25 protein-coding genes and 1 pseudogene are annotated in these 22,424 nt (G+C 72.3%); 10 read left to right on the top strand and 16 right to left on the bottom strand.

All coding sequences use genetic code 11. The features are described from left to right. Position 1: 1 nt before the first annotated feature. On the bottom strand, positions 2-487 hold the full coding sequence (locus BLQ62_RS12280; RefSeq protein WP_068565190.1) for a DUF2231 domain-containing protein: 486 nt from the start codon (positions 485-487) through the stop codon (positions 2-4). 26 nt (positions 488-513) lie between these two features. On the opposite strand from BLQ62_RS12280, the gene BLQ62_RS12275 reads away from it, so the two are divergent. Together BLQ62_RS12275 and BLQ62_RS12270 are read left to right on the top strand one after the other, a co-directional pair. Beyond that, positions 514-972, top strand: coding sequence for a Rieske (2Fe-2S) protein (locus tag BLQ62_RS12275; protein ID WP_068535811.1), 459 nt, complete (start codon positions 514-516; stop codon positions 970-972). 109 nt (positions 973-1,081) lie between these two features. Then, the gene (locus tag BLQ62_RS12270) at positions 1,082-2,566 is read left to right on the top strand and encodes a flavin-containing monooxygenase (RefSeq protein ID WP_068534362.1); all 1,485 of its coding nucleotides are present in this window, start codon (positions 1,082-1,084) and stop codon (positions 2,564-2,566) included. 77 nt (positions 2,567-2,643) lie between these two features. Here BLQ62_RS12270 and BLQ62_RS12265 read toward each other — a convergent pair whose 3' ends face one another. From BLQ62_RS12265 to BLQ62_RS12250, 4 genes are read right to left on the bottom strand one after another with little or no spacing between them, the layout of a single operon-like run. Next, positions 2,644-3,303: a L,D-transpeptidase gene (locus tag BLQ62_RS12265; protein WP_068534364.1), complete on the bottom strand. Its 660-nt coding sequence runs from the start codon at positions 3,301-3,303 to the stop codon at positions 2,644-2,646. Between the two features lie 39 nt (positions 3,304-3,342). Next, a complete protein-coding gene (locus BLQ62_RS12260) occupies positions 3,343-3,948 on the bottom strand; it encodes a CPBP family intramembrane glutamic endopeptidase (protein ID WP_068565194.1) in 606 nt (201 codons plus the stop codon). Beyond that, the gene (locus BLQ62_RS12255) at positions 3,945-4,757 is read right to left on the bottom strand and encodes a hypothetical protein (RefSeq protein ID WP_139184194.1); all 813 of its coding nucleotides are present in this window, start codon (positions 4,755-4,757) and stop codon (positions 3,945-3,947) included. The genes BLQ62_RS12260 and BLQ62_RS12255 overlap by 4 nt, the downstream gene beginning before the upstream one ends. Before the next feature lie 29 nt (positions 4,758-4,786). Further along, positions 4,787-5,122, bottom strand: coding sequence for a hypothetical protein (locus BLQ62_RS12250; RefSeq protein WP_068534367.1), 336 nt, complete (start codon positions 5,120-5,122; stop codon positions 4,787-4,789). Positions 5,123-5,187: 65 nt separating this feature from the next. On the opposite strand from BLQ62_RS12250, the gene BLQ62_RS12245 reads away from it, so the two are divergent. Beyond that, entirely contained in the window at positions 5,188-5,523 is a 336-nt protein-coding gene (locus BLQ62_RS12245) for an RNA polymerase-binding protein RbpA (RefSeq protein ID WP_068534369.1), read from the top strand. 66 nt (positions 5,524-5,589) lie between these two features. Here the strand turns inward: BLQ62_RS12245 and BLQ62_RS12240 are convergent, their stop codons facing one another. The 7 genes and pseudogenes from BLQ62_RS12240 to BLQ62_RS12210 all read right to left on the bottom strand — a co-directional run bounded on the left by BLQ62_RS12240 (position 5,590) and on the right by BLQ62_RS12210 (position 14,728). Next, positions 5,590-6,348 carry a polyprenol monophosphomannose synthase gene (locus BLQ62_RS12240; protein ID WP_068565198.1) on the bottom strand — a complete coding sequence of 253 codons (759 nt, stop codon included), beginning with the start codon at positions 6,346-6,348 and terminating at the stop codon, positions 5,590-5,592. Next, positions 6,345-7,880: an apolipoprotein N-acyltransferase gene (gene lnt, locus BLQ62_RS12235; RefSeq protein WP_068565200.1), complete on the bottom strand. Its 1,536-nt coding sequence runs from the start codon at positions 7,878-7,880 to the stop codon at positions 6,345-6,347. The genes BLQ62_RS12240 and lnt overlap by 4 nt, the downstream gene beginning before the upstream one ends. Continuing rightward, positions 7,877-9,402: pseudogene (locus BLQ62_RS12230) on the bottom strand (amidohydrolase). Before BLQ62_RS12230 ends, lnt begins: the two are co-directional and overlap by 4 nt. A 14-nt stretch (positions 9,403-9,416) precedes the next feature. Then, a complete protein-coding gene (locus BLQ62_RS12225; RefSeq protein WP_068565203.1) occupies positions 9,417-9,959 on the bottom strand; it encodes an FxsA family protein in 543 nt (180 codons plus the stop codon). A gap of 37 nt (positions 9,960-9,996) precedes the next feature. Further along, positions 9,997-13,566 carry a cobaltochelatase subunit CobN gene (gene cobN / locus BLQ62_RS12220; RefSeq protein ID WP_068565205.1) on the bottom strand — a complete coding sequence of 1,190 codons (3,570 nt, stop codon included), beginning with the start codon at positions 13,564-13,566 and terminating at the stop codon, positions 9,997-9,999. A gap of 68 nt (positions 13,567-13,634) precedes the next feature. Next, a complete protein-coding gene (locus tag BLQ62_RS12215) occupies positions 13,635-14,114 on the bottom strand; it encodes an FAS1-like dehydratase domain-containing protein (RefSeq protein WP_082756385.1) in 480 nt (159 codons plus the stop codon). Continuing rightward, a complete protein-coding gene (locus BLQ62_RS12210) occupies positions 14,111-14,728 on the bottom strand; it encodes a TetR/AcrR family transcriptional regulator (protein ID WP_068534387.1) in 618 nt (205 codons plus the stop codon). The genes BLQ62_RS12215 and BLQ62_RS12210 overlap by 4 nt, the downstream gene beginning before the upstream one ends. 170 nt (positions 14,729-14,898) lie before the next feature. Between BLQ62_RS12210 and BLQ62_RS12205 the strand changes: the two genes are divergently transcribed. From BLQ62_RS12205 to BLQ62_RS12180, 6 genes are all read left to right on the top strand, one after another. Then, positions 14,899-15,963 (top strand): beta-ketoacyl-ACP synthase III, encoded by a 1,065-nt coding sequence (locus BLQ62_RS12205; RefSeq protein ID WP_068534389.1) that lies wholly within the window; start codon positions 14,899-14,901, stop codon positions 15,961-15,963. A 74-nt stretch (positions 15,964-16,037) separates the two neighbouring features. Next, positions 16,038-17,024 carry a precorrin-3B synthase gene (locus tag BLQ62_RS12200; protein ID WP_331711105.1) on the top strand — a complete coding sequence of 329 codons (987 nt, stop codon included), beginning with the start codon at positions 16,038-16,040 and terminating at the stop codon, positions 17,022-17,024. A gap of 9 nt (positions 17,025-17,033) precedes the next feature. After that, positions 17,034-17,669 carry a precorrin-8X methylmutase gene (locus BLQ62_RS12195; protein ID WP_068565207.1) on the top strand — a complete coding sequence of 212 codons (636 nt, stop codon included), beginning with the start codon at positions 17,034-17,036 and terminating at the stop codon, positions 17,667-17,669. After that, positions 17,666-19,168: a precorrin-2 C(20)-methyltransferase gene (locus BLQ62_RS12190; protein WP_068565209.1), complete on the top strand. Its 1,503-nt coding sequence runs from the start codon at positions 17,666-17,668 to the stop codon at positions 19,166-19,168. Before BLQ62_RS12195 ends, BLQ62_RS12190 begins: the two co-directional genes overlap by 4 nt. A 28-nt stretch (positions 19,169-19,196) precedes the next feature. Beyond that, positions 19,197-19,487 carry a DUF1330 domain-containing protein gene (locus BLQ62_RS12185; protein WP_068534395.1) on the top strand — a complete coding sequence of 97 codons (291 nt, stop codon included), beginning with the start codon at positions 19,197-19,199 and terminating at the stop codon, positions 19,485-19,487. 44 nt (positions 19,488-19,531) lie between these two features. Then, positions 19,532-19,963 carry a PPOX class F420-dependent oxidoreductase gene (locus tag BLQ62_RS12180; RefSeq protein ID WP_068534397.1) on the top strand — a complete coding sequence of 144 codons (432 nt, stop codon included), beginning with the start codon at positions 19,532-19,534 and terminating at the stop codon, positions 19,961-19,963. A 9-nt stretch (positions 19,964-19,972) separates the two neighbouring features. Here BLQ62_RS12180 and BLQ62_RS12175 read toward each other — a convergent pair whose 3' ends face one another. Beyond that, the gene (locus tag BLQ62_RS12175; protein WP_068534399.1) at positions 19,973-20,560 is read right to left on the bottom strand and encodes a cysteine hydrolase family protein; all 588 of its coding nucleotides are present in this window, start codon (positions 20,558-20,560) and stop codon (positions 19,973-19,975) included. A gap of 18 nt (positions 20,561-20,578) precedes the next feature. Continuing rightward, positions 20,579-21,382, bottom strand: coding sequence for an alpha/beta fold hydrolase (locus BLQ62_RS12170; RefSeq protein WP_068565211.1), 804 nt, complete (start codon positions 21,380-21,382; stop codon positions 20,579-20,581). Between the two features lie 9 nt (positions 21,383-21,391). Between BLQ62_RS12170 and BLQ62_RS12165 the strand changes: the two genes are divergently transcribed. Beyond that, positions 21,392-21,763 carry a MerR family transcriptional regulator gene (locus BLQ62_RS12165; protein WP_197467285.1) on the top strand — a complete coding sequence of 124 codons (372 nt, stop codon included), beginning with the start codon at positions 21,392-21,394 and terminating at the stop codon, positions 21,761-21,763. Here BLQ62_RS12165 and BLQ62_RS12160 read toward each other — a convergent pair. Both BLQ62_RS12160 and BLQ62_RS12155 read right to left on the bottom strand, forming a co-directional pair. After that, positions 21,744-22,010, bottom strand: coding sequence for a hypothetical protein (locus BLQ62_RS12160; RefSeq protein ID WP_068534403.1), 267 nt, complete (start codon positions 22,008-22,010; stop codon positions 21,744-21,746). The two genes, BLQ62_RS12165 and BLQ62_RS12160, sit on opposite strands and share 20 nt — an antisense overlap. A 5-nt stretch (positions 22,011-22,015) precedes the next feature. Further along, positions 22,016-22,387 carry a nuclear transport factor 2 family protein gene (locus tag BLQ62_RS12155; protein ID WP_231857583.1) on the bottom strand — a complete coding sequence of 124 codons (372 nt, stop codon included), beginning with the start codon at positions 22,385-22,387 and terminating at the stop codon, positions 22,016-22,018. Positions 22,388-22,424: the final 37 nt, after the last annotated feature.

Genomic DNA, 22,424 nt, shown 5'->3' with positions numbered 1-22,424 from the left:
GTCAGATCCCCGACCACACCATCGTCGCGCCCGAGTGGCCGGCGGCCACGGTGCCCCAGAGGCAGGCGACGACCGTCGCGGTGGCGAGGACGCCGAGCGCCACCGAGCCGCCGCGACCCGAGAGCACCGTCGCCCCCGGGAACCGGGCCGCGACGAGCGGGCTCGACCCCGCCCAGACCAACACGGCGAACAGCAGCAGGCCGAGGGACCAGTAGAACGTCGCGTTCCCCTGGGTGGCGTGCGCGGCGATCTCGGTGCGGATCCCCTCCATCGACGGGCGCTGTTCCAGCTGCTCCCCCGACAGCTTCGCCAGCAGGCAGGCACCCGTTGCGACCAGCGCGAGGACCGGCAGTCCCACGCCCAGACGGGCGCGGGCGGCGGGCCACCACGCGGCCAGGGCCAGCGCCAGGGCCGCGAGGGGCACGAGCACCACGGCCCCGTGGACCAACAACGGATGACTCGGAATTCCCGCGATCTCGGTGAGCACGCATCAATGCTGGCAGAGTGGTCACCGTGACGCGGACAACTCAGCCAAGCCTGTGCCCCAGCCGGCGCGCGATCCTCGCCGCCGTCCCCGGCATCGCCCTCCTGCCCCTCGTGGTGGCCTGTGGAACGACCCCGAACGACGACAAGGCTCCGTCCGACGCCGCCGACGGGGGCGGCTCGTCCGGTGGCACCGCCCCTGGCGCGCGCGTACCGGTGGCGCAGGTACCGGTCGGCAGCGCGGTGGTGATCGCGGGGGCCAAGCCCTACGTCGTCGCCCAGCCCACCGACGGTGCCTTCGTCGCCTTCGATGCCGCCTGCACCCACCAGGGCGTGACGGTCGGCGCCGACGACGGCCTCACCCTGGAGTGCCCCGCGCACGGCAGCCGCTTCAACGGCGGGACCGGCGCGGTGGAGGGCGGCCCCGCGAAGGCGCCGCTCGCCGCGGTCCCGGTGCGGCGCGACGGCGAGACGCTCATCGTCGGGTGATAGATATGGACCCTGAAGCTACCGGGTTGTAGCATGGACGGACGTTATTGAATCGGTCTCAGTAGACAGCCGCTGCCGAGACCTCACCACTTGACCCGAGGAGACTCCCGTGGCCAATCCCGAGGCGATCTACAAGGACGTGCTCATCGTGGGCGCCGGACTGGCCGGTATCGACACCGCGTACCGCGTGTCGAACGAGGTCCCCCAGTTCAGCTACGCGATCCTCGAGCAGCGCGCCGAGATGGGCGGTACCTGGGACCTGTTCAAGTACCCGGGCATCCGGTCCGACTCCGACATCTTCAGCCTGAGCTACCCGTTCCTGCCCTGGAAGGGCACGAACCGCCTCGCGAGCGGCCCGGAGATCAAGGCCTACATCGAAGAGGCCGCCGCGAAGTTCGGGATCGACAAGAACATCAGCTTCAACACCAAGGTCGGCACTGTCGACTTCGACTCGCGCACCGACCTGTGGACGATCACGGCCGAGCGCGACGGTGAGCAGGTCGTCTACCAGTCGCGGTTCCTCGTCGCCTGCACCGGCTACTACAACTACGAGGCCGGCTACGAGCCGCCCTTCCCCGGCGTGGACACGTTCCAGGGGCAGGTCGTGCACCCGCAGCACTGGCCGGAGGACCTGGACTACCAGGGCAAGAAGGTCGTGGTCATCGGCTCCGGTGCCACCGCCATCACCCTGATCCCGTCGATGGCCGACGATGTCGAGCACATCACCATGCTGCAGCGCTCCCCCACCTACGTGCTGCCGGTTCCGAACGCCGATCCGCTGACGATGTTCGGCGCCAAGGTGCTCCCGGCGACCGTCTCGCACACGCTCACCCGCAACATCAACGCCGTCATCAACGTCGGCCAGTACGTGCTGGCGCGCTCGTTCCCCAAGACCTCGCGCAAGTTCCTGCGCAAGCTCAACCAGAGCATGCTGCCGGAGGGCTACGACGTGGACGTCCACTTCAAGCCCAAGTACGAGCCCTGGGACCAGCGCCTGTGCGTCGTCCCGAACGGCGACCTGTTCAAGACCATCAAGGACGGCAAGGCCGAGGTCGTCACCGACACCATCGAGACCTTCACCGAGAAGGGCATCCGCCTGACCTCGGGCCGCGAGCTCGAGGCCGACATCGTGATCACCGCGACGGGCCTGCAGCTCCTCGCGTTCGGCGGCGTCGAGGTCAACGTCGACGGTGCGCCGATCAAGCCCAACGACAAGTTCGCGTTCAACGGCTACATGCTCGAGGGCGTCCCGAACTTCGCGTTCATCATCGGCTACACCAACAACTCGTGGACGCTGCGCGCCGACATCTCGGCCCGCGGCATCGCCCGCCTGCTCAACCACATGGTCGTCAAGGGGTACACGCACGTCGAGCCCGAGGTCGGCGGCAAGGTGCTCACCGAGCACCCCGCGCTCGACCTGAGCTCCGGCTACGTGCAGCGCTCCCCCGACGCGATGCCCAAGGCCGCCACCGAGCAGCCGTGGATGATCCGGCACAACTTCGTGCTCGATTCGCTCGACTACCGCCGCTCGCGCGTCGACGCGCCGGAGCTCAAGTTCGGCACCGTCGCGGCGCCGTCGAAGGCCGGCGTCTGATCGCCTGACACCCGGAAGACGAGAAGAACCCGCCCCCTCCGATCGGAGGGGGCGGGTTCTTTCATCGCCGTGAGGGCTTACGAGCCCTGCACGTACGTCCCGCCGACGGTGTTGCGCACCACGATCGGCGACCCGATCGGGAAGTTGTCGTAGAAGTACTTGCCGTTGGCGGTGCTCACGTTGAGGCAGCCGTGGCTCACGTTCGACACACCCTGCTGGTTCACCGACCACGGCGCGGCGTGCACGAAGATGCCGCTCCACGACATGCGGGTGGCGTACTCGACGTACGTGCGGTAGCCCTCCGGGGAGTCGACCGGCACGCCGTACGTGGACGAGTCCATGTACATGTCGCGCATCTTCTCCATGGTGTAGTACGTGCCGTTCGGCGTGGGGTGCTTGTCCGTGCCGAAGGACGTCGGCATGGTCTTGACGACCTCGCCGTTGTGCCAGACCGTGATCTGCTTGGTGTTGTCGTCCGCGAGGGCGACCCAGCCGGTCTTGGTCGCGACGGGCGGCTCCGGGGCGGACGTGGTGGGCGTGCTCGACGCCGAGCCGGTACCCGCAGGCGTCGACGGTCCGCTGGGACGCGGCGAGGTCGGGCGCGACGGGGTCGTGGGCACTGCGCCCGCGACGGCCGCGGAGGCCGTGGCCGCGACGATCGCCGCGGCGGCGCCGGCACCGAGACGGGCGAAATCGCGCCGGCTCACGCCGGTGGGACCGAGGTTCCGGTCAGTCATCGTTGTTCCTCCTGCGGGTATCAAGCTTTGCGCACGATTCTACGGGGCGGATGCCCCAGGTGAAGAAATCACTGAACCGGAGCTGAGGATCGCTCCGGTCCCGTTCAGCATCCAGTGGGCCAGGAAACAGGGCCACCACCTGCCGGTTCGCCGCGCGAGGGCGTCCATCGCGGCACCGAACCCGGCGGTGACGCCGATTGTCGGAAGAACGGGGTCGTGAGCACTCCGGGCGGCGCCGACGTGCCACAGGCCGAAGGCCAGCGGCCCCGCGACAGCACCGATCCGACGGCCGTGGGCGGCCTCGAGCGACGGGGTGAGCGCCCCGCGGAAGAGCATCTCCTCCGGGAGCGCGGTGCCGAGTGGGATGTCCACGAGCACCCACTTCGCGCGGTTCGACGGAGCCTCGCGCCGCACGGGCCGGACGAGGGCCAGCCCGGCGCCGAGGAGCGCAGCCCCGCCCGCCAGGCCCGCCGCGGTCGGGATCGCGGTCCGGGCGAGAGCGGCGTCGACGGCGCAGAAGGTGAGCGTGGCGGCGGATCGGGCGTCGCGGTTCCAGCCGAACCGCTCCGTCAGACGCGGCAGCACGGCGTTCGACCACGCGACCGCGGCACCCGCGGCCAGCGCCGGGGCGCCGCGCCGGCTCACTGCATCGCCGCCCAGGAGCCGAGGGAGCGGAAGAGGGTGGCCGAGTAGGGCTGGTCGCCGCCGTACTGCGCGGGATCGCGGGTGGTGTCCTCCTGCAGCGCGTGGCTCACCCCGCGGAGGCGGACGAAGTTCACGTGGGTGCCGGTCATCACGTCGGCGAGGTCCTGCGTCGCCGTGCAGTCCACCGCGACGTCCGCGTCCGAGCAGGTCACGATGTTGTGCTTCTGCGGCGGCAGCGTCATCGCCGTGCGCAGCGGGTCCGGGCTGCCGGCGGGCAGGCCTGTCAGGACGGGCTCGATGAGCCCGATCGGCACGGCCCCGCGCCCGGTGGCGCCGGTGCCGAGGGCGAGTGCCAGCGGCGCGGCGGAGCCGTGGCCGACGGCGAGCAGCCTGTCGTCGCCCAACCCGGACCGTTCGGCGAGTGCGCTCAGGCCCTTGCCCGCGCGGTCGAGCAGCGCGGGGTGCTGCGTGCCCTCCGGCGGTGCGGCGTCGAAGCGCAGGGACGCCACGCCGTGGTGGGCGAGCATCACGGACAGCTCCTTCGCTGCGAGGGTGCCGGCGCGGTCCGGTCCGGAGAGGATCAGGGCCGCGCGCATCCGCTTCGACTCGCGCGGAGCGACGTAGGACGCGGCGCCCGCCACTGCGGGGACCTGCACGGCCGACTCGCTCCAATCGGCGGGCAACGCCGCCGGGGCCGGCGGGGCGGCCTCCTGGGAGATCACCGGGGTCGGCTTGTCCGACGCGCAGGACGCGACGGCGAGCAGTGTCGCGAGGATCACCGCGGCGAACCGCGTCCTGGCATGGATCATCGACATCCCTCTCGTTGTTCGGCGCGTGCTCAGCGCAGGCGTTCCGCGGCCCGCGCGGTCTCGACCAGGTGCTCCGCGAGCGCCGCCAGCTCGTCGGTGTCGGCGCCCTCGGCGATCGCGGTCCGCACGTCCTCCGCGGCGCAGCGCACCTCGAACATACGCTCTCCTACGGACTCGGCCTCCTCGGCGGTGAGCACCACCGAATCCGGTGGCAGCGAGGTCCCGGCGAGGGCGGTGCGGGCCTCGTAGGCGCGCTGGCGGCAGGACCGGCGGCAGTACTTGCGGGTGCGCCCCGGTCCCTCCGTGACCACCTCGCGCCCGCACCAGGCACACGCGGCGGACCTGCGACGGCGAGCGGTGGTCATGGGCCGCAGTCTAGTGAACCGGGTAGACTGGGAATGTTCGGCGTAGGCGAGAGGTTGGGAGAAGCATGGCAGATCGAGTTCTACGAGGCAGCCGCCTGGGTGCGGTGAGCTATGAGACGGATCGGGACCACGACCTCGCTCCGCGCCGCGTGGCGCGGTACCGCACCGACAACGGCGAGGAGTTCGACGTCCCGTTCGCGGACGACGCCGAGCTTCCCGGCACCTGGCTGTGCAAGAACGGGCTCGAGGGCACCCTGATCGACGGGGTCGCACCCGAGGAGAAGAAGGCCAAGCCGCCGCGCACGCACTGGGACATGCTCCTGGAGCGGCGGTCCGAGGGCGAGCTCGAGGAGCTCCTCAAGGAACGGCTGGACCTGCTCAAGGCGCGCCGCGGCAAGTAACGCGAGGTTCGTCCGAACGAACACGAAGGGCCCCGGATCACTCCGGGGCCCTTCGTCGTGCGGTGGCTACTTGCCGAGCAGGCGCTGCACCTTGCGCTTGCGGGCGCGGTAGCCCCAGCGCGGCACCAGCGTCGCCGCCTCCTTGACGATGGAGCCGCTCATCTTCGACTCGCCGATGACCCGCTCGGTGAAGGTGATGGGCACCTCGACCACGGTGAAGCCGGCCTGCACCGCGCGCCAGGTCAGATCGATCTGGAAGCTGTAGCCCAGCGACTCGATCTCGTCGAGGCCGAGCCCCTCGAGCGTCTCGCGGCGGAAGGCCTTGTAGCCGCCGGTGATGTCCCGGATCCGGGTGCCGAGGATGACCTGGCTGTAGACGTTGCCGCCCCGCGAGATCAGCTGCCGCGAGAGCGGCCAGTTCACGGTCTTGCCGCCGAAGACGTAGCGCGAACCGATCACCAGGTCGGCGCCGGCGTCGATCGCCGCCAGGTGACGCTCCAGCTGCTCGGGGGCGTGCGAGCCGTCGGCGTCCATCTCGACGATGACGCGGTAGTCGCGCTCGAGCGCCCACTTGAACCCGGCGATGTAGGCGCCGCCCAGCCCGTTCTTCTCCGCCCGGTGCAGGACGTGGATCCGCGGGTCCTTGGCGGCCATGGTGTCGGCGAGGTCGCCGGTGCCGTCGGGGCTGTTGTCGTCGACCACGAGCACGTCGACGCCGGGCTGCGCGCGGTGCAGCCGGCCCACGATGAGCGGCAGGTTCTCCAGCTCGTTGTACGTGGGGATGATCACCAGCGTCTTCGACGACGGCGCTGACGTCTCACTCATGAAGGTTCCTCGGTCCGGGTTCGGGGCTGAAACAGACTTCTATCGTGCCTTATCGCGATCGCGATTCCGCAGAGGGTGGCCACCAGCAGCGCGACCTCGCCCCAATCCCCCAGCCGGGCGGCCGGGGTGAGGCCCTCGCGCAGCCGGATCGTCTCGACCAGGTGGTCGCCCGTCCAGATGCCGGTCTGCCGGGTCACGTCACCGTCGGGCCGCACGAGCGCGCTGACCCCGGTGGTCGCCGCGACGACGACGTCCCGGTCCAGCTCGACGGCGCGGACCCGGGACATTCCGAGCTGCTGATAGGTCATGCCCGTGCGGCCGAAGGTGGCGTTGTTGGTCGGCACCGTGAGCACCTGCGCGCCGTTCTCGACGGAGCCGCGCAGGGCCCGGTCGAAGGCCACCTCGTAACAGGTCGCGACGCCCAACGGCACACCGTTCGCGTGCACCACTCCGGGCCCGTCCCCGGGCGTGAAGTCGTTGGCGAGATCGACGTAGTCGCTGAACAGCCGGAAGAAGTCCCGCATCGGCATGGTCTCGCCGAAGGGCTGCAGGATGGCCTTGTCGTGCCGCTCGAGCGGGCCGCTCGCGTCGATCAGGATCATGCTGTTGTAATAGCGGCCGGTGCCGTCGTAGTGCACCGTGCCGACCAGGATCGGGGCGCGCACCTCGGCGGCCGCGGCGCGGATCCGGGCGGCCACATCGGGATCGCGTTCGGGCGAGACGTCCGAGGAGTTCTCCGGCCAGATCACCACGTCGGGCTGCTTCTGCCGGCCCTCCCGCACCTCCGTCGCGAGCCGGCGCGTCTCGGTGAGGTGGTTGGTGAGCACCGCCTCGCGCTGCGTCGCGACGTCCCACCGCTGCTCGGGCACGTTGCCCTGGATCGCGGCGAGGGTCACCGCGCGCCCGTCCGACGGTGCGCCGATGGCCGGCCAGGCCGCCGCCGTCGCGATGCCGGTCAGGGCCACCGCCGCCGCGGGCAGCACGTAGGCCCGACGGTCCGCCCGCCGCACGGCCGCCACGCCCGCGGCTGCGAGGCACGCGCCGACCAGCGCGACGGCGAAGGACAGCCCCGGCGCACCGACGTACCGAGCGAGGGAGAGCAGCGGACCGTCGGCCTGGCTGAAGGCGAGCCGGCCCCAGGGGAAGCCCCCGAACGGGAAGGAGGCGCGCGCCCACTCCGTGACGGAGAACGCGGCGGCCACCCAGACCGGGCCGCCGGGGGCCCGGGCCACGCGGGTCGCGAGCAGCCCGAAGGCGCCGTAGTAGAGGGCACAGGTGATGCCGAGACCGATCCACGGCAGCGCGCCGACCATCGTGTCGATCCATTTGAGCAGCGGAATGAACAGCCCGGCGCCGGTGAGCAGGCCGTAGCCGAATCCGCCGCGCAGGGTGGGACTCGCGCGCGTGGTGAGCACCGCGACGAGCACCGCGACGCCGATCGGCGCGAGCCACCACAGTCCCGCGGGTGGGAAGGCGAAGAAGAGGGCGACGCCGGCGAGCAGGCTCGCTCCCCCGCGGAGCAGCACGCTCACGCCGCGAACACCGTCCGGCCGTCGACCACCGTGCGCAGGCAGCGCGGGAGGCGGGCGCCGGGGGCCAGGTCGGGCAGCGGGGCGACGCCGGCGCGGGGGTCGGTGGACCAGCGCTGCACCGCGTCCGACGGTGCCCGGACGACCAGCTCATCGGCGTCCCAGACCGCGAAGGTCGCGGGCGCTCCCGGAACCAGGGTGCCGGCGACGCCGTCGCGCCTGGCCGCCAGCCGCGGTGGGCCGCGAGGCGCGGGGCGAGCGGCTGCCCGGGTGCGGTGCTGCGTGGCCGGCGAGGTGGAGGGCGGGGGCGGGAGTCCGAGGAGAAGGCGAGCGGGACGGCGTTCTTCGCGAGCAGCGCGAAGTCGTTGAGGGTCGCGGCGCGCTCGGCGCCCAGGCGGCGCGCGTACATACCGTCGGGGCCGCCCCACAGGGCGTCGAACTGCGGCTGCATGGAGGCGTTGACGCCCCAGTCGCCGAGCCGCGCGGCCTCGTCGGCGGTGACCATCTCGGCGTGTTCGATGCGGTGACCGCAGGAGGCGACGCGGGGACCGCCGAAGGCGTCGACGGCCGCCTCGAAGCCCGCGACGACCCGGGCGACCGCGGCGTCGCCGATGGCGTGGAATCCGGCCTGGATCCGGGCGCGGGTGCAGGCCAGGATGTGCGCGGTGACGGTGTCCTGGTCGAGGTACCCCACGCCGGTCGACGGGGCGTCCGCGTACGGCGCGTGCAGCAGCGCGGTGCGGCTGCCCAGCGAACCGTCGACGAAGAGGTCACCGGCCAGGCCGTCGGCGCCGGTGCGGTAGATGATCGCGCGGGCGTCGTCGGCGTCGCGGGCGGCCTCGCCCCAGTAGCGGCGCACGTGCACGCCGTGGGTGAGGGCGCCGAGGAGGGCGAAGTCGCGCTCCCCCGCGATGTCGGGCCCGCCGCACTCGTGGACGGCGGCGATGCCGGCGGCGGCGGCCGCGTCGAGGGCCGCCGTCTGCGCGGCGGTGATCTGGGCATCGGTGAGCGCCGCGAGCGCGGCGGCTCGGACCGCGTGGTGGGCGGCGGCGGTGAGCGGGCCGTCGGGCGAGAACCCATCGAGGTCCGCGAGGCCCGGGACGAGGGCGCGCAGCGCGGTGCTGGCCTGTGCGGAGTGCTCGTCGACGCGGGCGGCGTAGACGATGCGAGCCTCGTCGAGGTCGGTGCGCTGCAGCGGGCGCTCCCAGGCGGTGTCGTCCCAGCCGCGGGCGATCACGGTCTCGCCGGTCGCCGCCGCGAGCGCGGCGCGCACCGCATCAGGCCCGCCGGTCAGGTCCGGCCCGGTGAGCGCGAGGCCCGTGGCGGTCAGGTGCACGTGGGTGTCGACGAAGGCCGGGGCGAGGAAGGCGCCGCCGAGGTCGGTGACCTGCGCGTCCGGGTGCAGGGCGCGGGCGGCGCGATCCTCGCCGATCCAGCTGATCCGGCCGTTCTCGACGGCGATCGCGGTGGCAGTGGTGGACGTGGGCGTGTAGATCCGCCCGCCGACGAGCAGTTCGGTGGTCACGGTGGACCAGTCTGCTACGCGGGCGGCAGCTCGCGGAATCCGGGCCGGGGGCCGTACTGCCCGCCCTGGCCGGGACCCGTCACATCGACGATGGGCTCGTCGGTGCGCTCGCGTCCGGAGACGACGTCACCGTCGACGACGGTGCCGTACCCCCGCGGCTGCCCGGCGAGCACGGTGACCAGTCCGGACTCCTCGACGAACGCGGCCACGCGCTTGGCGCCCACGTACGCGACCGCCGGCCGGACCACGGCGCGCACGGGCTTGACCAGGAGCAGCAGGCCCAGTGCGGTGCTCACCACCCCGGGCACGGCGAGCAGGAAGACGGCGGCCGCGAGGATCGCGCTGTCCATCAGGGCGGGGCCCGCGGACCGCTGGCCGTCGAGGGCCTGCCCGAGGTCGCGCAGCACGCCCGATGCGGTGCGCCGCAGCATGATGACGCCGAGCGCGGTGGCGCCGATGATGGCGAGCACCGCCCAGCCGAAGCCGAGCCAGGACACCAGTCCGGCGAACGCCGCGATCTCCACGACGATGTAGGTCAGGAACGCGAAGAGCTTCATACCCGTACAACGGGCGAACCGGGCGAATGGTTCCCGGTCAGCGGTCCTCGAGGTCGCCCTCGGTGTCCAGGTAGACCTGCTGGAGGTCGGCGAGGAGCTGCGGGTCCGGGGACTTCCACAGCTCGCGCTGCGAGGCCTCGAGGAGCCGCTCGGCGATGCCGTGCAGCGCCCACGGGTTGGATTCCTCCATGAACGTGCGGTTCTCGGGATCGAGGACGTAGTTCTCGGTGAGCTTGTCGTACATCCAGTCGGCCATCACGCCGGCGGTGGCGTCGAAGCCGAAGAGGTAGTCCACCGTCGCCGCCATCTCGAAGGCGCCCTTGTAGCCGTGCCGGCGCATGGCCGCCATCCACCGCGGGTTCACGACGCGCGCGCGGAAGACCCGGTTGGTCTCCTCGCTCAGCGTGCGGGTGCGCACCGAGTCCGGGCGGGTCGAGTCGCCGACGTACGCCTCGGGGTCGGTGCCCGTGAGGTGGCGGACCGTCGCGACCATGCCGCCGTGGTACTGGAAGTAGTCGTCCGAGTCGGCGATGTCGTGCTCGCGGGTGTCGATGTTCTTCGCGGCGACGTTGATCCGCCGGTACGCGGCGCGCATGTCGTCGGCGGCCGGCGCACCGTCGAGGCCGCGACCGTAGGCGTAGCCGCCCCACGCGGTGTAGACCTCGGCGAGGTCGGCGTCGCTGCGCCAGTTCTTCGAGTCGATGAGCTGCAGCAGGCCGGCGCCGTAGGTGCCGGGCTTGGAGCCGAAGACGCGGGTCGTCGCGCGACGTTCGTCGCCGTGCTCGGCCAGCGCGGCGCGCGTGTGTGCGGCGACGAAGTTCTGCTCGTCCGGCTCGTCGAGCTGCGCCACGAGCTGGACGGCGTCGTCGAGCATCGCCACGACGTGCGGGAAGGCGTCGCGGAAGAAGCCCGAGATCCGGACGGTGACGTCGATACGGGGACGCCCCAGCTCCTCCAGCCCGATGACCTCGAGGGCGCTCACCCGGCGCGACTGCTCGTCCCACACCGGTGTGACACCGAGCAGCGCGAGCACCTCCGCGATGTCGTCGCCGGAGGTCCGCATGGCCGAGGTGCCCCATACGGACAGGCCCACGGAGCGCGGATACTCGCCGTGCTCGGCCAGGTAGCGCTCCACGAGCGAGGAGGCGAGCTCCTGTCCCGTCGCCCACGCGAGCCGCGACGGTACGGCCTTCGGGTCCACCGAGTAGAAGTTGCGGCCCGTGGGCAACACGTTGACCAGGCCGCGCAGCGGCGATCCCGACGGGCCCGCGGGCACGAAGCCGCCCGCGAGCGCCCGCAGCACGTGATCGAGCTCGTCGCCGGTGCGGCGCAGGCGTGGCACCACTTCGGTCGCCGCGAAGTCGAGGATCTTCACCACTGCGGGGTCCTCGCTCAGGCCCGCCATCGCCGACGGTGCCCAGTCGACCGCCGCGGCGGCGACGACGAGCTCGCGGGCCCGGGCCTCGAACTCGTCGGTCCTCGCCTTCGACGCGGTGCCGTCCTCCTCCAGGCCCAGCGCCTCGCGCAGGCCCGGGGTGTGCACCGAGCCCGCCCACATCTGCTTGGCGCGCAGCATCGCCAGCACCAGATCGGTCTCCGCGTCGCCGGCCGGGGCCTGCCCGAGGATGTGCAGGCCGTCGCGGATCTGCACGTCCTTGATCTCGCACAGCCAGCCGTCGACGTGCAGCAGCATGTCGTCGAAGGCGTCCTCGTCGGGCTGGTTCTCCAGGCCCAGGTCGTGGTCGAGCTTCGCGGCCTGCAGCAGGGTCCAGATCTGTTGCCGGATCATCGGCAGCTTCGCCGGGTCCAGGCTCTGCACGTTGGCGTACTCGTCGAGGTGCTGCTCGAGACGGGCGATGTCGCCGTAGCTCTCGGCGCGGGCCATCGGCGGGATGAGGTGATCGACGAGCACGGCGTGGGCGCGGCGCTTGGCCTGCGTGCCCTCGCCGGGGTCGTTGACCAGGAACGGGTAGATCAACGGCAGGTCGCCCAGCGCGGCGTCGGTGCCGCACGACGCGGACATGCCGAGCGTCTTGCCGGGCAGCCACTCGAGGTTGCCGTGCTTGCCGAGGTGGATCACCGCGTCGGCACCGAAACCGTGCTCGCGGTCCGCGACCCACCGGTAGCTGGCCAGGTAGTGGTGGCTCGGCGGCAGGTCCGGATCGTGGTAGATCGCGACCGGGTTCTCGCCGAAACCGCGGGGCGGCTGCACCATGACGGTGAGGTTGCCGAACCGCAGGGCGGCGATCGCGATGTCGCCGCTGCCCGTCGTGAACAGCGACCCGGGCGCCTCGCCCCAGTGCTCTGTCACGGCGTCGCGCAGGTCCTGCGGGAGCGTGGCGAACCAGGCGCGGTAGGTCGCGGGGTCGACGGTGACCTCGCTGCCGTCGAGCCGCTCGTCGGAGAGCCAGTCCGGGTCCTGACCGCCGCGGGCGATGACGGCGTGGATGAAGGCGTCGGAGTCGTCGGCCTCCAGCCCGGGGATGCCGGCCGGATCGCCGATGTCGTAGCCCGCGGCGGCCAGGCGGCGGATCAGTTCCAGCGCCGACTGCGGCGTGTCCAGGCCGACAGCGTTGCCGATGCGGGCGTGCTTGGTGGGGTACGCCGACAGCATGAGCGCGATGCGCTTGTCGGCGTTGGGAATCGTGCGCAGGCGGGCGTGACGCAGGGCGAGGCCCGCGACGCGGTCGGCGCGCTCGGCGTCGGGGACGTACGCGGGCAGGCCGTCGTCGCCGATCTCCTTGAAGGAGAAGGGCACCGTGATGATGCGGCCGTCGAACTCGGGGATCGCGACCTGGGTCGCCACGTCGAGCGGGCTCAGCCCGTCGTCGCTGCTCTCCCACTGCGCGCGCGACGTGGTGAGTGCGAGCGCCTGCAGGATCGGGATGTCCAGCGCCGCCAGCCGGCCGATGTCCCAGGATTCGTCGTCGCCGCCCGCCGCGGCGCCCGCGGCGTTGACCCCGCCGGCCGCGAGAACCGTCACGACGAGGGCGTCCAGGGTGGCCAGCTCGGTGAACAGGGCGTCGTCGGCCGTGCGCAGCGAGGCGCAGAAGACGGGTAGGGCGACAGCGCCTTTGGCCTCGATCGCCGACGCCAGGGCGTCGATGTAGGCGGTGTTGCCCGCCAGATGCTGGGCTCGGTAGTACAGGACGCCGATCCGCGGGCCGTCGCCCGCGTGCTCACGTGGCACGAGGCCCCACTGCGGCGCCGCGACGGGCGGCGCGAAGCCGTTCCCGGTGAGCAGCACCGTGTCCGAGAGGAAGTGGTACAGCTGTTCCAGGTTCTCCGGCCCGCCCTCGGCGAGGTACGCGTGCGCCTGTGTGGCGACGCCGGCGGCCACCGTCGAGGCCTCCATCAGGTCGGCGTCGGGCGCCTGCTCCCCCGAGACCACGACCACCGGCTTGCCGCTCGCGGCGAGGGCGTCGAGGCCGCTCTCCCAGTACCGGCGTCCGCCGAGGATCCGCACCACCACGATGTCGGCGCCGTCGAGCAGGCCCGGCAGGTCGAGGTCGACGCTGATGCGCGCGGGGTTGGCCCAGCGGTAGTCCGCGCCGCTGGCCTTCGCGCTGAGGAGGTCGGTGTCCGAGGTCGAGAGGAGGAGGATCACCGCACCAACCCTAGTGTGCGATCGGTCGGGCCCCTCCGGCCCGCCACGGGTACCGCAGCGGTCCGTTCTCAGGACACGGCGCCGTGCATGACGATGCCGGGCGCGGCGGCGTCCACCGCCGAGGTGTCCGTATCGCCGCCCGCGTAGGCCACCACGCTGGAGGTCTCGATGCGCACCTCGTCGTCCACCTGCACCACGCAGTCGACGGTGAACAGATCGATGCCCGCCCGGGTGACCCGCTCGGCGATGCGCGCGCCGAGCGAGGCGACGTCACCGATGCGGATCGGCTCGACCTGCCGGACGGTCTGCGAGACGTGCAGCAGGCGGCCGACGTTGAAACCCTCGATCTGCTCGGACAGCAACCGCGCCGCCACCTTGAACACGGGATCGGCGACGATCAGCGGCGGCACCGGGGTGTCCTTGGGCACGACCCGGCTGCCCGCGTAGGGCACATGGGGCGAACGGGTGGCCCGGCCGTACGCGCGCAGGCTCTCGGAATCGACCGTGTAGCAGTCGTCCATCCAATGGGTGTATCCGGCGACGGTCATTCGGCGACTGTAGCCCCCCGCACCACGTCGGGCGCGGCCATGGTCAGGTCCAGCAGTGCGGTCATCGACAGGTACACGTCGGTGAGCGGATAGATGTCGCGCGCGGCGCGCGCCCGCGCCACGGCGCCCTCGATCGAGCTCATGAACACCGAGGCGAAGATCATCGCGCCGCGCTCATCGACGCCGTAGTCCACCAGCGCCGCCGCGAACCGGCGCTCGCACTCGGTGTAGGCCGCCGTGGCCGCGTCCTGCACGCGCGGCGCACCGTCGGCCAGCGCGGCGGCGAGCAGCGGGCACCCGACCTGGAACTCGGAGCGGACCAGCACGCGCTTCCACAACTCGATGAACCGGCCGATCCACTCGTGCGGCTCACCCTTGCTGGTGGCGGCGTCGATGTAGCGCAGCAGCCGGCGGCCGGCGAGCGAGGTGGACGCCTCCACCAGCTCGGCCTTGCCGCCGGGGAAGTACTGGTACAGCGAATTCTTCGACGCCTGCGACTGCGCGGTCAGCTCGGCCAGCCCGGCATCGGCGAAGCCGTGGCGGCCGACCAGGTTCAGGGCGGTGTTGACCAGTCGGACCCGGGGGCGGGGACGTGGTTTGGGGGCGGCGGGCATCGGGGCCGGACCCTCCTCGTCTCTTCGGAAATCGGCGGAACCACCGGCGAGTGGAATTCGCCACGCGGCGTGGCGGCGCTTGTTTGAACCGCTCGGTTCATGTTACCAATGACGGATCGATGAACCGAATGGTTCATCGGGTCCGCCCTGTCGAACGGAGTTACCCACGCATGACCGCCCCCGCCCGGATCGCTCCTCCCGCGCCTGCTGAGCAGTCGAACGTCAGCTACCTCGGGATCGGCGCCTACCGTCCGCGGCGCGTCGTGCCGAACTCCGAGATCGTCGACAAGATCGACTCCAGCGACGAGTGGATCAAGACCCGGTCGGGCATCGAGTCGCGGCACTTCGCCGAGGACGACGAGACCATCCTCGCGATGTCGGTCAAGGCCGCCGAGCGCGCGGTGAAGGCGTCGGGCATCGACCCGGAGCAGATCGACTGCGTCATCTCCGCCACGAATACGCGCCTGGAGCTCGGCCCGTCGCTGGCACCGCAGATCGCCAAGGAGCTCGGGCGCGTCGGCATCCCCGCGTTCGACATCACGGCCGGCTGCTCGGGGTTCACGACCGCAGCCGCCGTGGGCACCGACCTGATCCGCGCCGGTACCGCGAAGTACGTCGTGGTCGTGGGCGTCGAGCGGCTCTCGGACCTCATCTCGCCCGAGGACCGCACCTGCGCCTTCATCTTCGCCGACGGCGCCGGCGCCGCGGTGCTGGGCCCGTCCGAGGAGGTCGGGATCTCGCAGGTGTCGTGGGGCGCCGACGGCGACTTCACCACCGCGATCTTCCAGGACAAGGACTTCGGCACCTACTTCGACGAGGTCCACGCCTTCCGCGACGACACGTCGACCGAGGCACCCGTCCGCCCGTTCCTGCGCATGGAGGGCCGCAAGGTCTTCCGCTGGGCTGCCACCGCGCTGCTCCCCGCCTGCCAGGAGGCGCTCAAGCTCGCCGGCCTCACGTCGAAGGACATCGACGTCTTCGTGCCGCACCAGGCCAACCTGCGCATCACCCAGGTCCTGATCAAGGCGCTCGAGTTGCGCGACGACTGCGTCGTCGCCGAGGACATCGTGACCACCGGCAACACCTCCGCCGCGTCCATCCCGCTCGCCGTCGAGGAGCTCCTGCGCACGGGCAAGGCCAAGCCCGGCCAGACCGCGCTCGTGATGGCGTTCGGTTCCGGCCTCGCCTACGCCGGCCACGTCATCACCCTCCCGCCGGTCCACTTCGAGGACTGATCGCGCTGGAGCCGAAGCAGCCCGACTCCTGCCCGGGCGTCCTCCGACCGCACGCGGCGGCCGACGGCGCCCTGGTGCGGGTGCGGCTGCCCGGCGGTGCCGTCGAACCCGCCCAGTTGAACGTTCTCGCGGAGCTCGCCGACGGCGAGCCGCTGGAGCTGACCTCCCGCGGCAACCTCCAACTGCGCGGGGTCGACGACCTCGACACCGTCCGGGAGCGCCTCGCCGATGCGGGCCTGCTGCCGTCGGTGACGCACGAGCGCGTGCGCAACATCGTCGCCTCTCCGTTCTCCGGCGAGCTTCGCGGGACCGCCGCGGCGCTCGACCGGGCGCTCGTGGCGCGGGCCGGCCTCGCCGCGCTCCCCGGGCGGTTCCTGTTCGCCCTCGACGACGGTGCCGGCGACGTGGCCGCCCTCGCCGCGGACGCCGAGATCCGTTCCGGCGTCCTGCATCTGGACGGCTTCCCGACCGATGCGCCGGGCACCGTCGAGGCGTTGCTCGACGCCGCGCAGGCCTTCCTCGACCTCCGTGGCGACGAATGGCGCGTGCGGGACCTGCCCGACGGTGCCGCGCGCATCGCCGCCGCGCTCGGCGGCGCGGTGACCGGTCCCCGCACGGTGCCCGCGCCCCCGTCGCCGCCCCCCGTCGGGTGGTTCGACCGCCCGGACGGCACGGTGACGCTCGGCATGGGCGTCCCGCTCGGCCGGCTCGACTCGCGCACCGCGCAGTTCGTCGCGGCCGCGGACCACCCGATCACCGTCACGCCGTGGCGCACGCTGCACGTGCACGGACTCGACGAGGGCGTGGCCGAGACCGTGGTGCGGGTGTTCGCCCCGTTGGGCCTGATCTTCGACGCGAACTCCCCGCTGCTGCGCGTGAGCGCCTGTGTGGGCGATCACGGATGCGCACGCGCCCAGGGGGATTCGCTGGGCTACGCAGAAGAGCTGGCCGGCGACATCGACGAGGACGAGCGCGTGCACGTCGTCGCCTGCGAGCGCGGTTGCGGCGCCCCGCCGGGAGAACACCGGCGGGTGGTCGTGACCGACGAGCCCGCCGAATAGACTTCCGGGGTGCACGACTACCTCACCGACGGTGCCGAGATCTACCGGCGATCGTTCGCGACGATCCGCGCCGAGGCGGACCTCTCGACGCTGGCGGCCGACGCCGAGACGGTGGCGGTCCGCATGATCCACGCCGCGGGCCAGACCGACCTCGATCGCGACATCCGCGTCTCCGACGGCGCCGTCGCCGCCGGCCGGGCCGCGCTGCGCGCCGGGGCGCCGATCCTCACGGACGCGAACATGGTGGCGCAGGGCGTCACCCGCGCCCGGCTGCCCGCCGACAACGACGTGCTGTGCCTCCTGCGCGATCCGCGCGTTCCCGCGCTCGCCGCCGAGATCGGCAACACGCGCAGCGCCGCCGCGCTCGAATTGTGGGGCGAGCGCCTGGCCGGCGCGGTGGTGGCGATCGGCAACGCCCCCACGGCCCTGTTCCACCTGCTCGACCTGCTCGCCGTCGGTGCGCCGAGACCCGCTGTGATCGTGGGGATTCCGGTCGGGTTCATCGGTGCCGCGGAGTCCAAGGACGCGCTGGTCGCCGAGGCGGCGGAACTCGGCGTCGAGTACATCACCGTGCTGGGCCGCCGCGGCGGCAGCGCGATCACGGCGGCGGCGCTCAACGCGCTGGCGCGGGAGGAGGAGCTGTGAGCAGTAACGATTCTCGGCTCGGCCGAGGGGTCCTGTACGGCGTGGGCGTGGGGCCCGGTGATCCCGAACTGGTCACCGTCAAGGCGGCGCGACTCATCGCCGAGGCCGATGTCGTGGCTTATCACAGTGCGCGCCACGGCCGCTCGAACGCACGGGCCTGCGCCGCGCCGTACCTGCGCGAGGAGCAGACCGAGATCCGGCTCATGTACCCGGTGACCACCGAGACCACCGACCACCCCGGCGGCTACCGCGGAGCACTGGACGACTTCTACACCGAGGCCGCCGAGCAGCTCGCCGAGCACCTGTCGGCGGGACGCACCGTCGCGCTGCTCGCCGAGGGCGATCCGATGTTCTACAGCTCCTACATGCACATGCACAAGCGGCTGCGCGACCGGTTCGAGTGCATCGTCGTTCCCGGCGTGACCTCCGTCAGCGCCGCCGCGGCGGCCACCGGCGTGCCGCTCGTGGAGGCCGACGAGATCCTCACCGTGCTGCCCGGCACACTCCCCGCGACCGAGCTGCGCCGCCGTCTCGGCGACACTGACGCGGCCGCGATCATGAAGCTGGGCAGGACCTTCCCGACCGTCCGCGGTGCGCTGCGCGACGCCGACCGGGACGACGCGGCCTGGTACGTCGAACGCGCGAGCCGGGCCGACGAGCGCGTGCTCGCGGTGGGCGATGTCAGCGCCGAGGACGTCCCCTACTTCGCCACCGTGCTCGTGCCGGGACGGATCAACGCGCCCACACCCCAGTCGGGCGGGCGCGGCGAGGTCGTCGTGGTGGGGCTGGGCCCCGGCGACGAGGCGTGGACCACCCCCGAGGTCCGGCACGAGCTCGCCGAGGCGACCGACATCGTCGGCTATCAGACCTACACCGACCGCGTGCGGCCCCGCCCGGGGCAGCGGGTGCACCCTTCCGACAACCGGGTGGAGGCCGAGCGTGCCCGCCACGCACTGGAGCTCGCCGCGGCCGGTGCCCGCGTCGCCGTCGTCAGTTCGGGCGACCCCGGCGTGTTCGCCATGGCGTCCGCCGTCGCGGAGGTCGCGGCCGATCCCGCCTTCCACGCCGTGCCCGTCCGGGTGCTCCCCGGCATGACGGCGGCCAACGCCGTCGCCAGCCGGGTCGGTGCGCCGCTGGGCCACGACTACGCGGTGCTCTCCCTCTCCGACTACCTCAAGCCCTGGGAGGTCATCGAGCAGCGCCTGCGCGCCGTGGCCGCCGCGGACCTGGCGCTCGCCGTGTACAACCCGGCGTCGAAGACCCGCCGTGAGCAGCTGGTGCGCATGCGCGAGGTGCTGCTCGAGGAGCGCTCCCCCGAGACGGTCGTGATCGTCGGCCGCGCGGTCGGTTCGCCCGAGGAGTCGCTGACCGTGACCACGCTCGGTGCACTCGACCCCGAGCAGGTGGACATGCGCTGCCTGCTGATCGTCGGCTCGTCGCGCACCGAGATCACCGAACGCTCCGGCGGGCGGATCGTGCACACCCCGCGCCGGTACTGAGAACACCGCGCACAACCGAGGAGGAATCATGGCGAAGGCCTACTGGATCGCGTTCTACCAGGAGATCAAGGACCCCGAGAAGATGGCGGCGTACGCGGCCATCGGCGGCCCCGCGATCATCGAGGGCGGCGGGCGGTTCATCGTCCGCGGCCAGGCGGCCGTCGCCTATGAGGCGGGCACGGTCGAGCGCACGACGGTCATCGAGTTCGACAGTCTCGAGCAGGCCGTCGCGACGCACGACTCCCCCGCCTACCAGGAGGCGCTCGCGGCGCTCGGCGACGGCGCCGTCCGCGAGATCAGGATCTGCGAGGGCGCGTAGCCCGGTCCCGGAACAGCCGGGCGCGGGGCGGTGTTGGACCGGTCATGGCCCCGACCGAGTTCGACCCCCGCGCCCTCATCGCCGCCACCCGCATCGGTGTCCTCGCGACACTGCGGGCCAGTGGGATGCCGCAGCTCTCCCCCGTCACCGCGGTGTACGACGCCGAGGGCGACCGGATCCTGGTCTCGATGACGGCGGGGCGCGCCAAGGAGGCGAACCTGCGGCGCGATCCGCGCGCCGCCGTCGAGTTCACGAGCCCCGACGGGTATACGTGGGCCACGGCCGAGGGCACCGCCGAACTCATCGGGCCCGGTACGGACCCCGACGGGCCCGAGGTCGATGCGCTCGTCGACTACTACCGCCGCGGGGCCGGCGAGCACCCGGACTGGGACGAGTACCGCGCCGTGATGGTCGCCGATCGGCGCGTCCTGCTCGTCCTGACGATCACCCACGCGTACGGCGCGAAGCTGCGCTGACCGCTGCCCTCAGCCGGCGGCGAAGTGCGCCGCCGCCTCCTCGGCGGTGACCCTGCCCGCCGTGGTGAGGTCGAGGTTCGCCAGCGAGGCGGCGTGCACCGCGGGATCGGCGGCGGCGACGCAGTCTGCGACGACGTGCACGACCAGGCCGAGATCGGTGGCGTGCCGGGCGGTCTGCTCGACGGTGAGATTGGTCGCGACGCCCGTGATGTAGAGCGTGTCGACACCGTGCTCGGCGAGCCACCCCGTGGCGGGGCCCGCGAGCCCGGACAGGCGCTGGTTGTCGTAGACCGCGGTCGGCTGATCGGCCATGGCCGCGATGATCCGGGCGCCGTCCGAGTGGGGCCGGAAGGATTCCTGCGCTTCCGCGACCGCCTGCATGAAGCCCGTGTTCCGGACCAGCTCGCCCTCGTCCTCCGGGACGGTGAACCGGGTGAAGATCACCGGGACGCCCGCCGCCAGCGCGAGGTCGTGGAAGGCCGCGGCCCGGTCCACGACGCCGGACTCCGCGACCGGAGCGGCCAGCATCGGGCCGAAGAAGCCCTCCGGCTCGATCACGTTCACCTGCCAGTGCAGGGCCAGCACCGCTGTACTCATTCCTCGATCATGCCGCGCTCACGCGAGCGCGCGCAGGAACTCCGCCACGTCGGCCGTCCACACCGCCGCTTCCGCCGGGGTGAAGACGTGCCCCGCGTCGGGGTACTCGACCAACCGGGCACCCGGGATCTCGGCGAAACGCCGGCCGATGTCGACGGGCACGAGGCGGTCGCCGCCGGACACGGCGACCAGAGTCGGCACGCTCACGCGGGGCAGGAGCCCGGTCACGTCGACCCGGCCCGCCACCTCCATCTGGTCGGGCGCACCGGCCGGCATGCCGTCGCGGACCTCGACGCGCGCCCGCTCGAGCTGTTCGTCCGTCAGCGCGCGCAGGGTCGTCTCCGAGGACGCGGCGCCGAGCACGTACGCCGCGAGTGCGTCCCACGCGCCCGCGGCGGCCAAGGCACCGATCGTGTCGGTCGCGGTGCGCACGCGGAAGTCGGCGCAGGCCAGTCCGACCGTCAGGACCAGCGCGGAGACGTGCTCGGGGTGACGGAGTGCCGCGGTGACGGCGATCGCGGCGCCGAGGGAGAGCCCGACGACGGGGAACCGCTCCGCGCCCGCGTCGACCGCCGCCGCGACGACCGCGTCGGCCAGTTCGTCGATCTCGAGCGGCCGGTCGGTCCGCGGGGTACCGCCGGAACCGGGCCAGTACGGCCCGACGAACCGGCGATCGGACACGCCGTCGATCAGGGGCCCGAAGTTCTCCCGCACGCCGCCGCCGGCCCCGTGGGCGAGAGCGACGACCGGGCCGGGGCGTCCGTCGTCGACGATCTCGTAGTGGGTCTCGGACAGGATCGCGCTCGCATCATCGGAATACATGCGTGCAGTGTGCGGGTTGCCACCGGTGTGAAGGTCAAGGGCGAGATGCTGATCGGTCAGTTGTCCGAGCTCACCGGTGCGAGCGCGCGCTCGCTCCGGTACTACGAGGAGAAGGGGCTCCTCGCGTCGGCCCGCACGCACGCCGGCTACCGCGTCTACGGCGCCGCCGCGCCGGCGCAGGTGCGGCGCATCCGGGGACTGCTCGACGCGGGCTTCGACACCGAGGCGATCCGCGTCATCCTGCCGTGCGCGCGGGACGAGCGGACCGTCGAGCTGTGCCCCACGGTCGAGGCGACGATGCGGGCCGCGCTGTCCCGGATCGATGCGGACCTGGACGAGCTCGCACGGCGCCGCGCCGCCGTCAGTGCGCTTCTCGAGTGAGCAGGCGCGCGCCGACCAGGGCGACGATCGCGCCGGGCACCACGTTGACCAGCAGGATCGGCAGCTCCTCGGCGACGGTGTAGCCGTGCGAGACGCCGACGGCGAGGTTGCCGATCATCGCGAGGGTCCACAGCACGACGAAGGCGATGGCCGCGCGCTGCGGGCCGATCGCCGCCGACCTGCGCCCCACCGCCAGGAAGATCAGCGCCACCACGATCCCGAGGGTGACGATGATGATCGTCCGCACGGTCGTCAGCCCTCGCGAATCGTCATGGACCTGAGGCGATCCCCCGCGACCGCGAAGGTGAACTCGCTCAGCCCGTTGGCGTGCGTGCTGCGCCAGTCGCCCACCACCGTGACGGTATCGCCGTCGACGGTGACCTTCTCGGGCGTCAGGACACCCTTGGCGCCGATGAACTCCTTCGCGCTCCACCCCTGCATCGCGGCGCGGTCGCCGAAGACACGACCCCAGTCGTCGATGAAGCCGTCCGCGGTGAAGGCGTCGAGGAAGGCGGCCTCGTCGCCGGCGTTCACGGAGTCGATGAATTCCCCGACCGGGCTCGGGATGTCGATGTTCGTCATGCGCGTCTCCTCGTCGTAGCGTTCGGGGGCTTGCAGGCCCACACCGCCATCGTAGGGGCGCGAACTCCGCTCTGCCGCT

The sequence above is a fragment of the Tsukamurella pulmonis genome (genome assembly GCF_900103175.1).
Classification (GTDB): Bacteria; Actinomycetota; Actinomycetes; order Mycobacteriales; family Mycobacteriaceae; genus Tsukamurella; species Tsukamurella pulmonis.
This window is presented reverse-complemented; position numbering and strand designations above follow the sequence as displayed.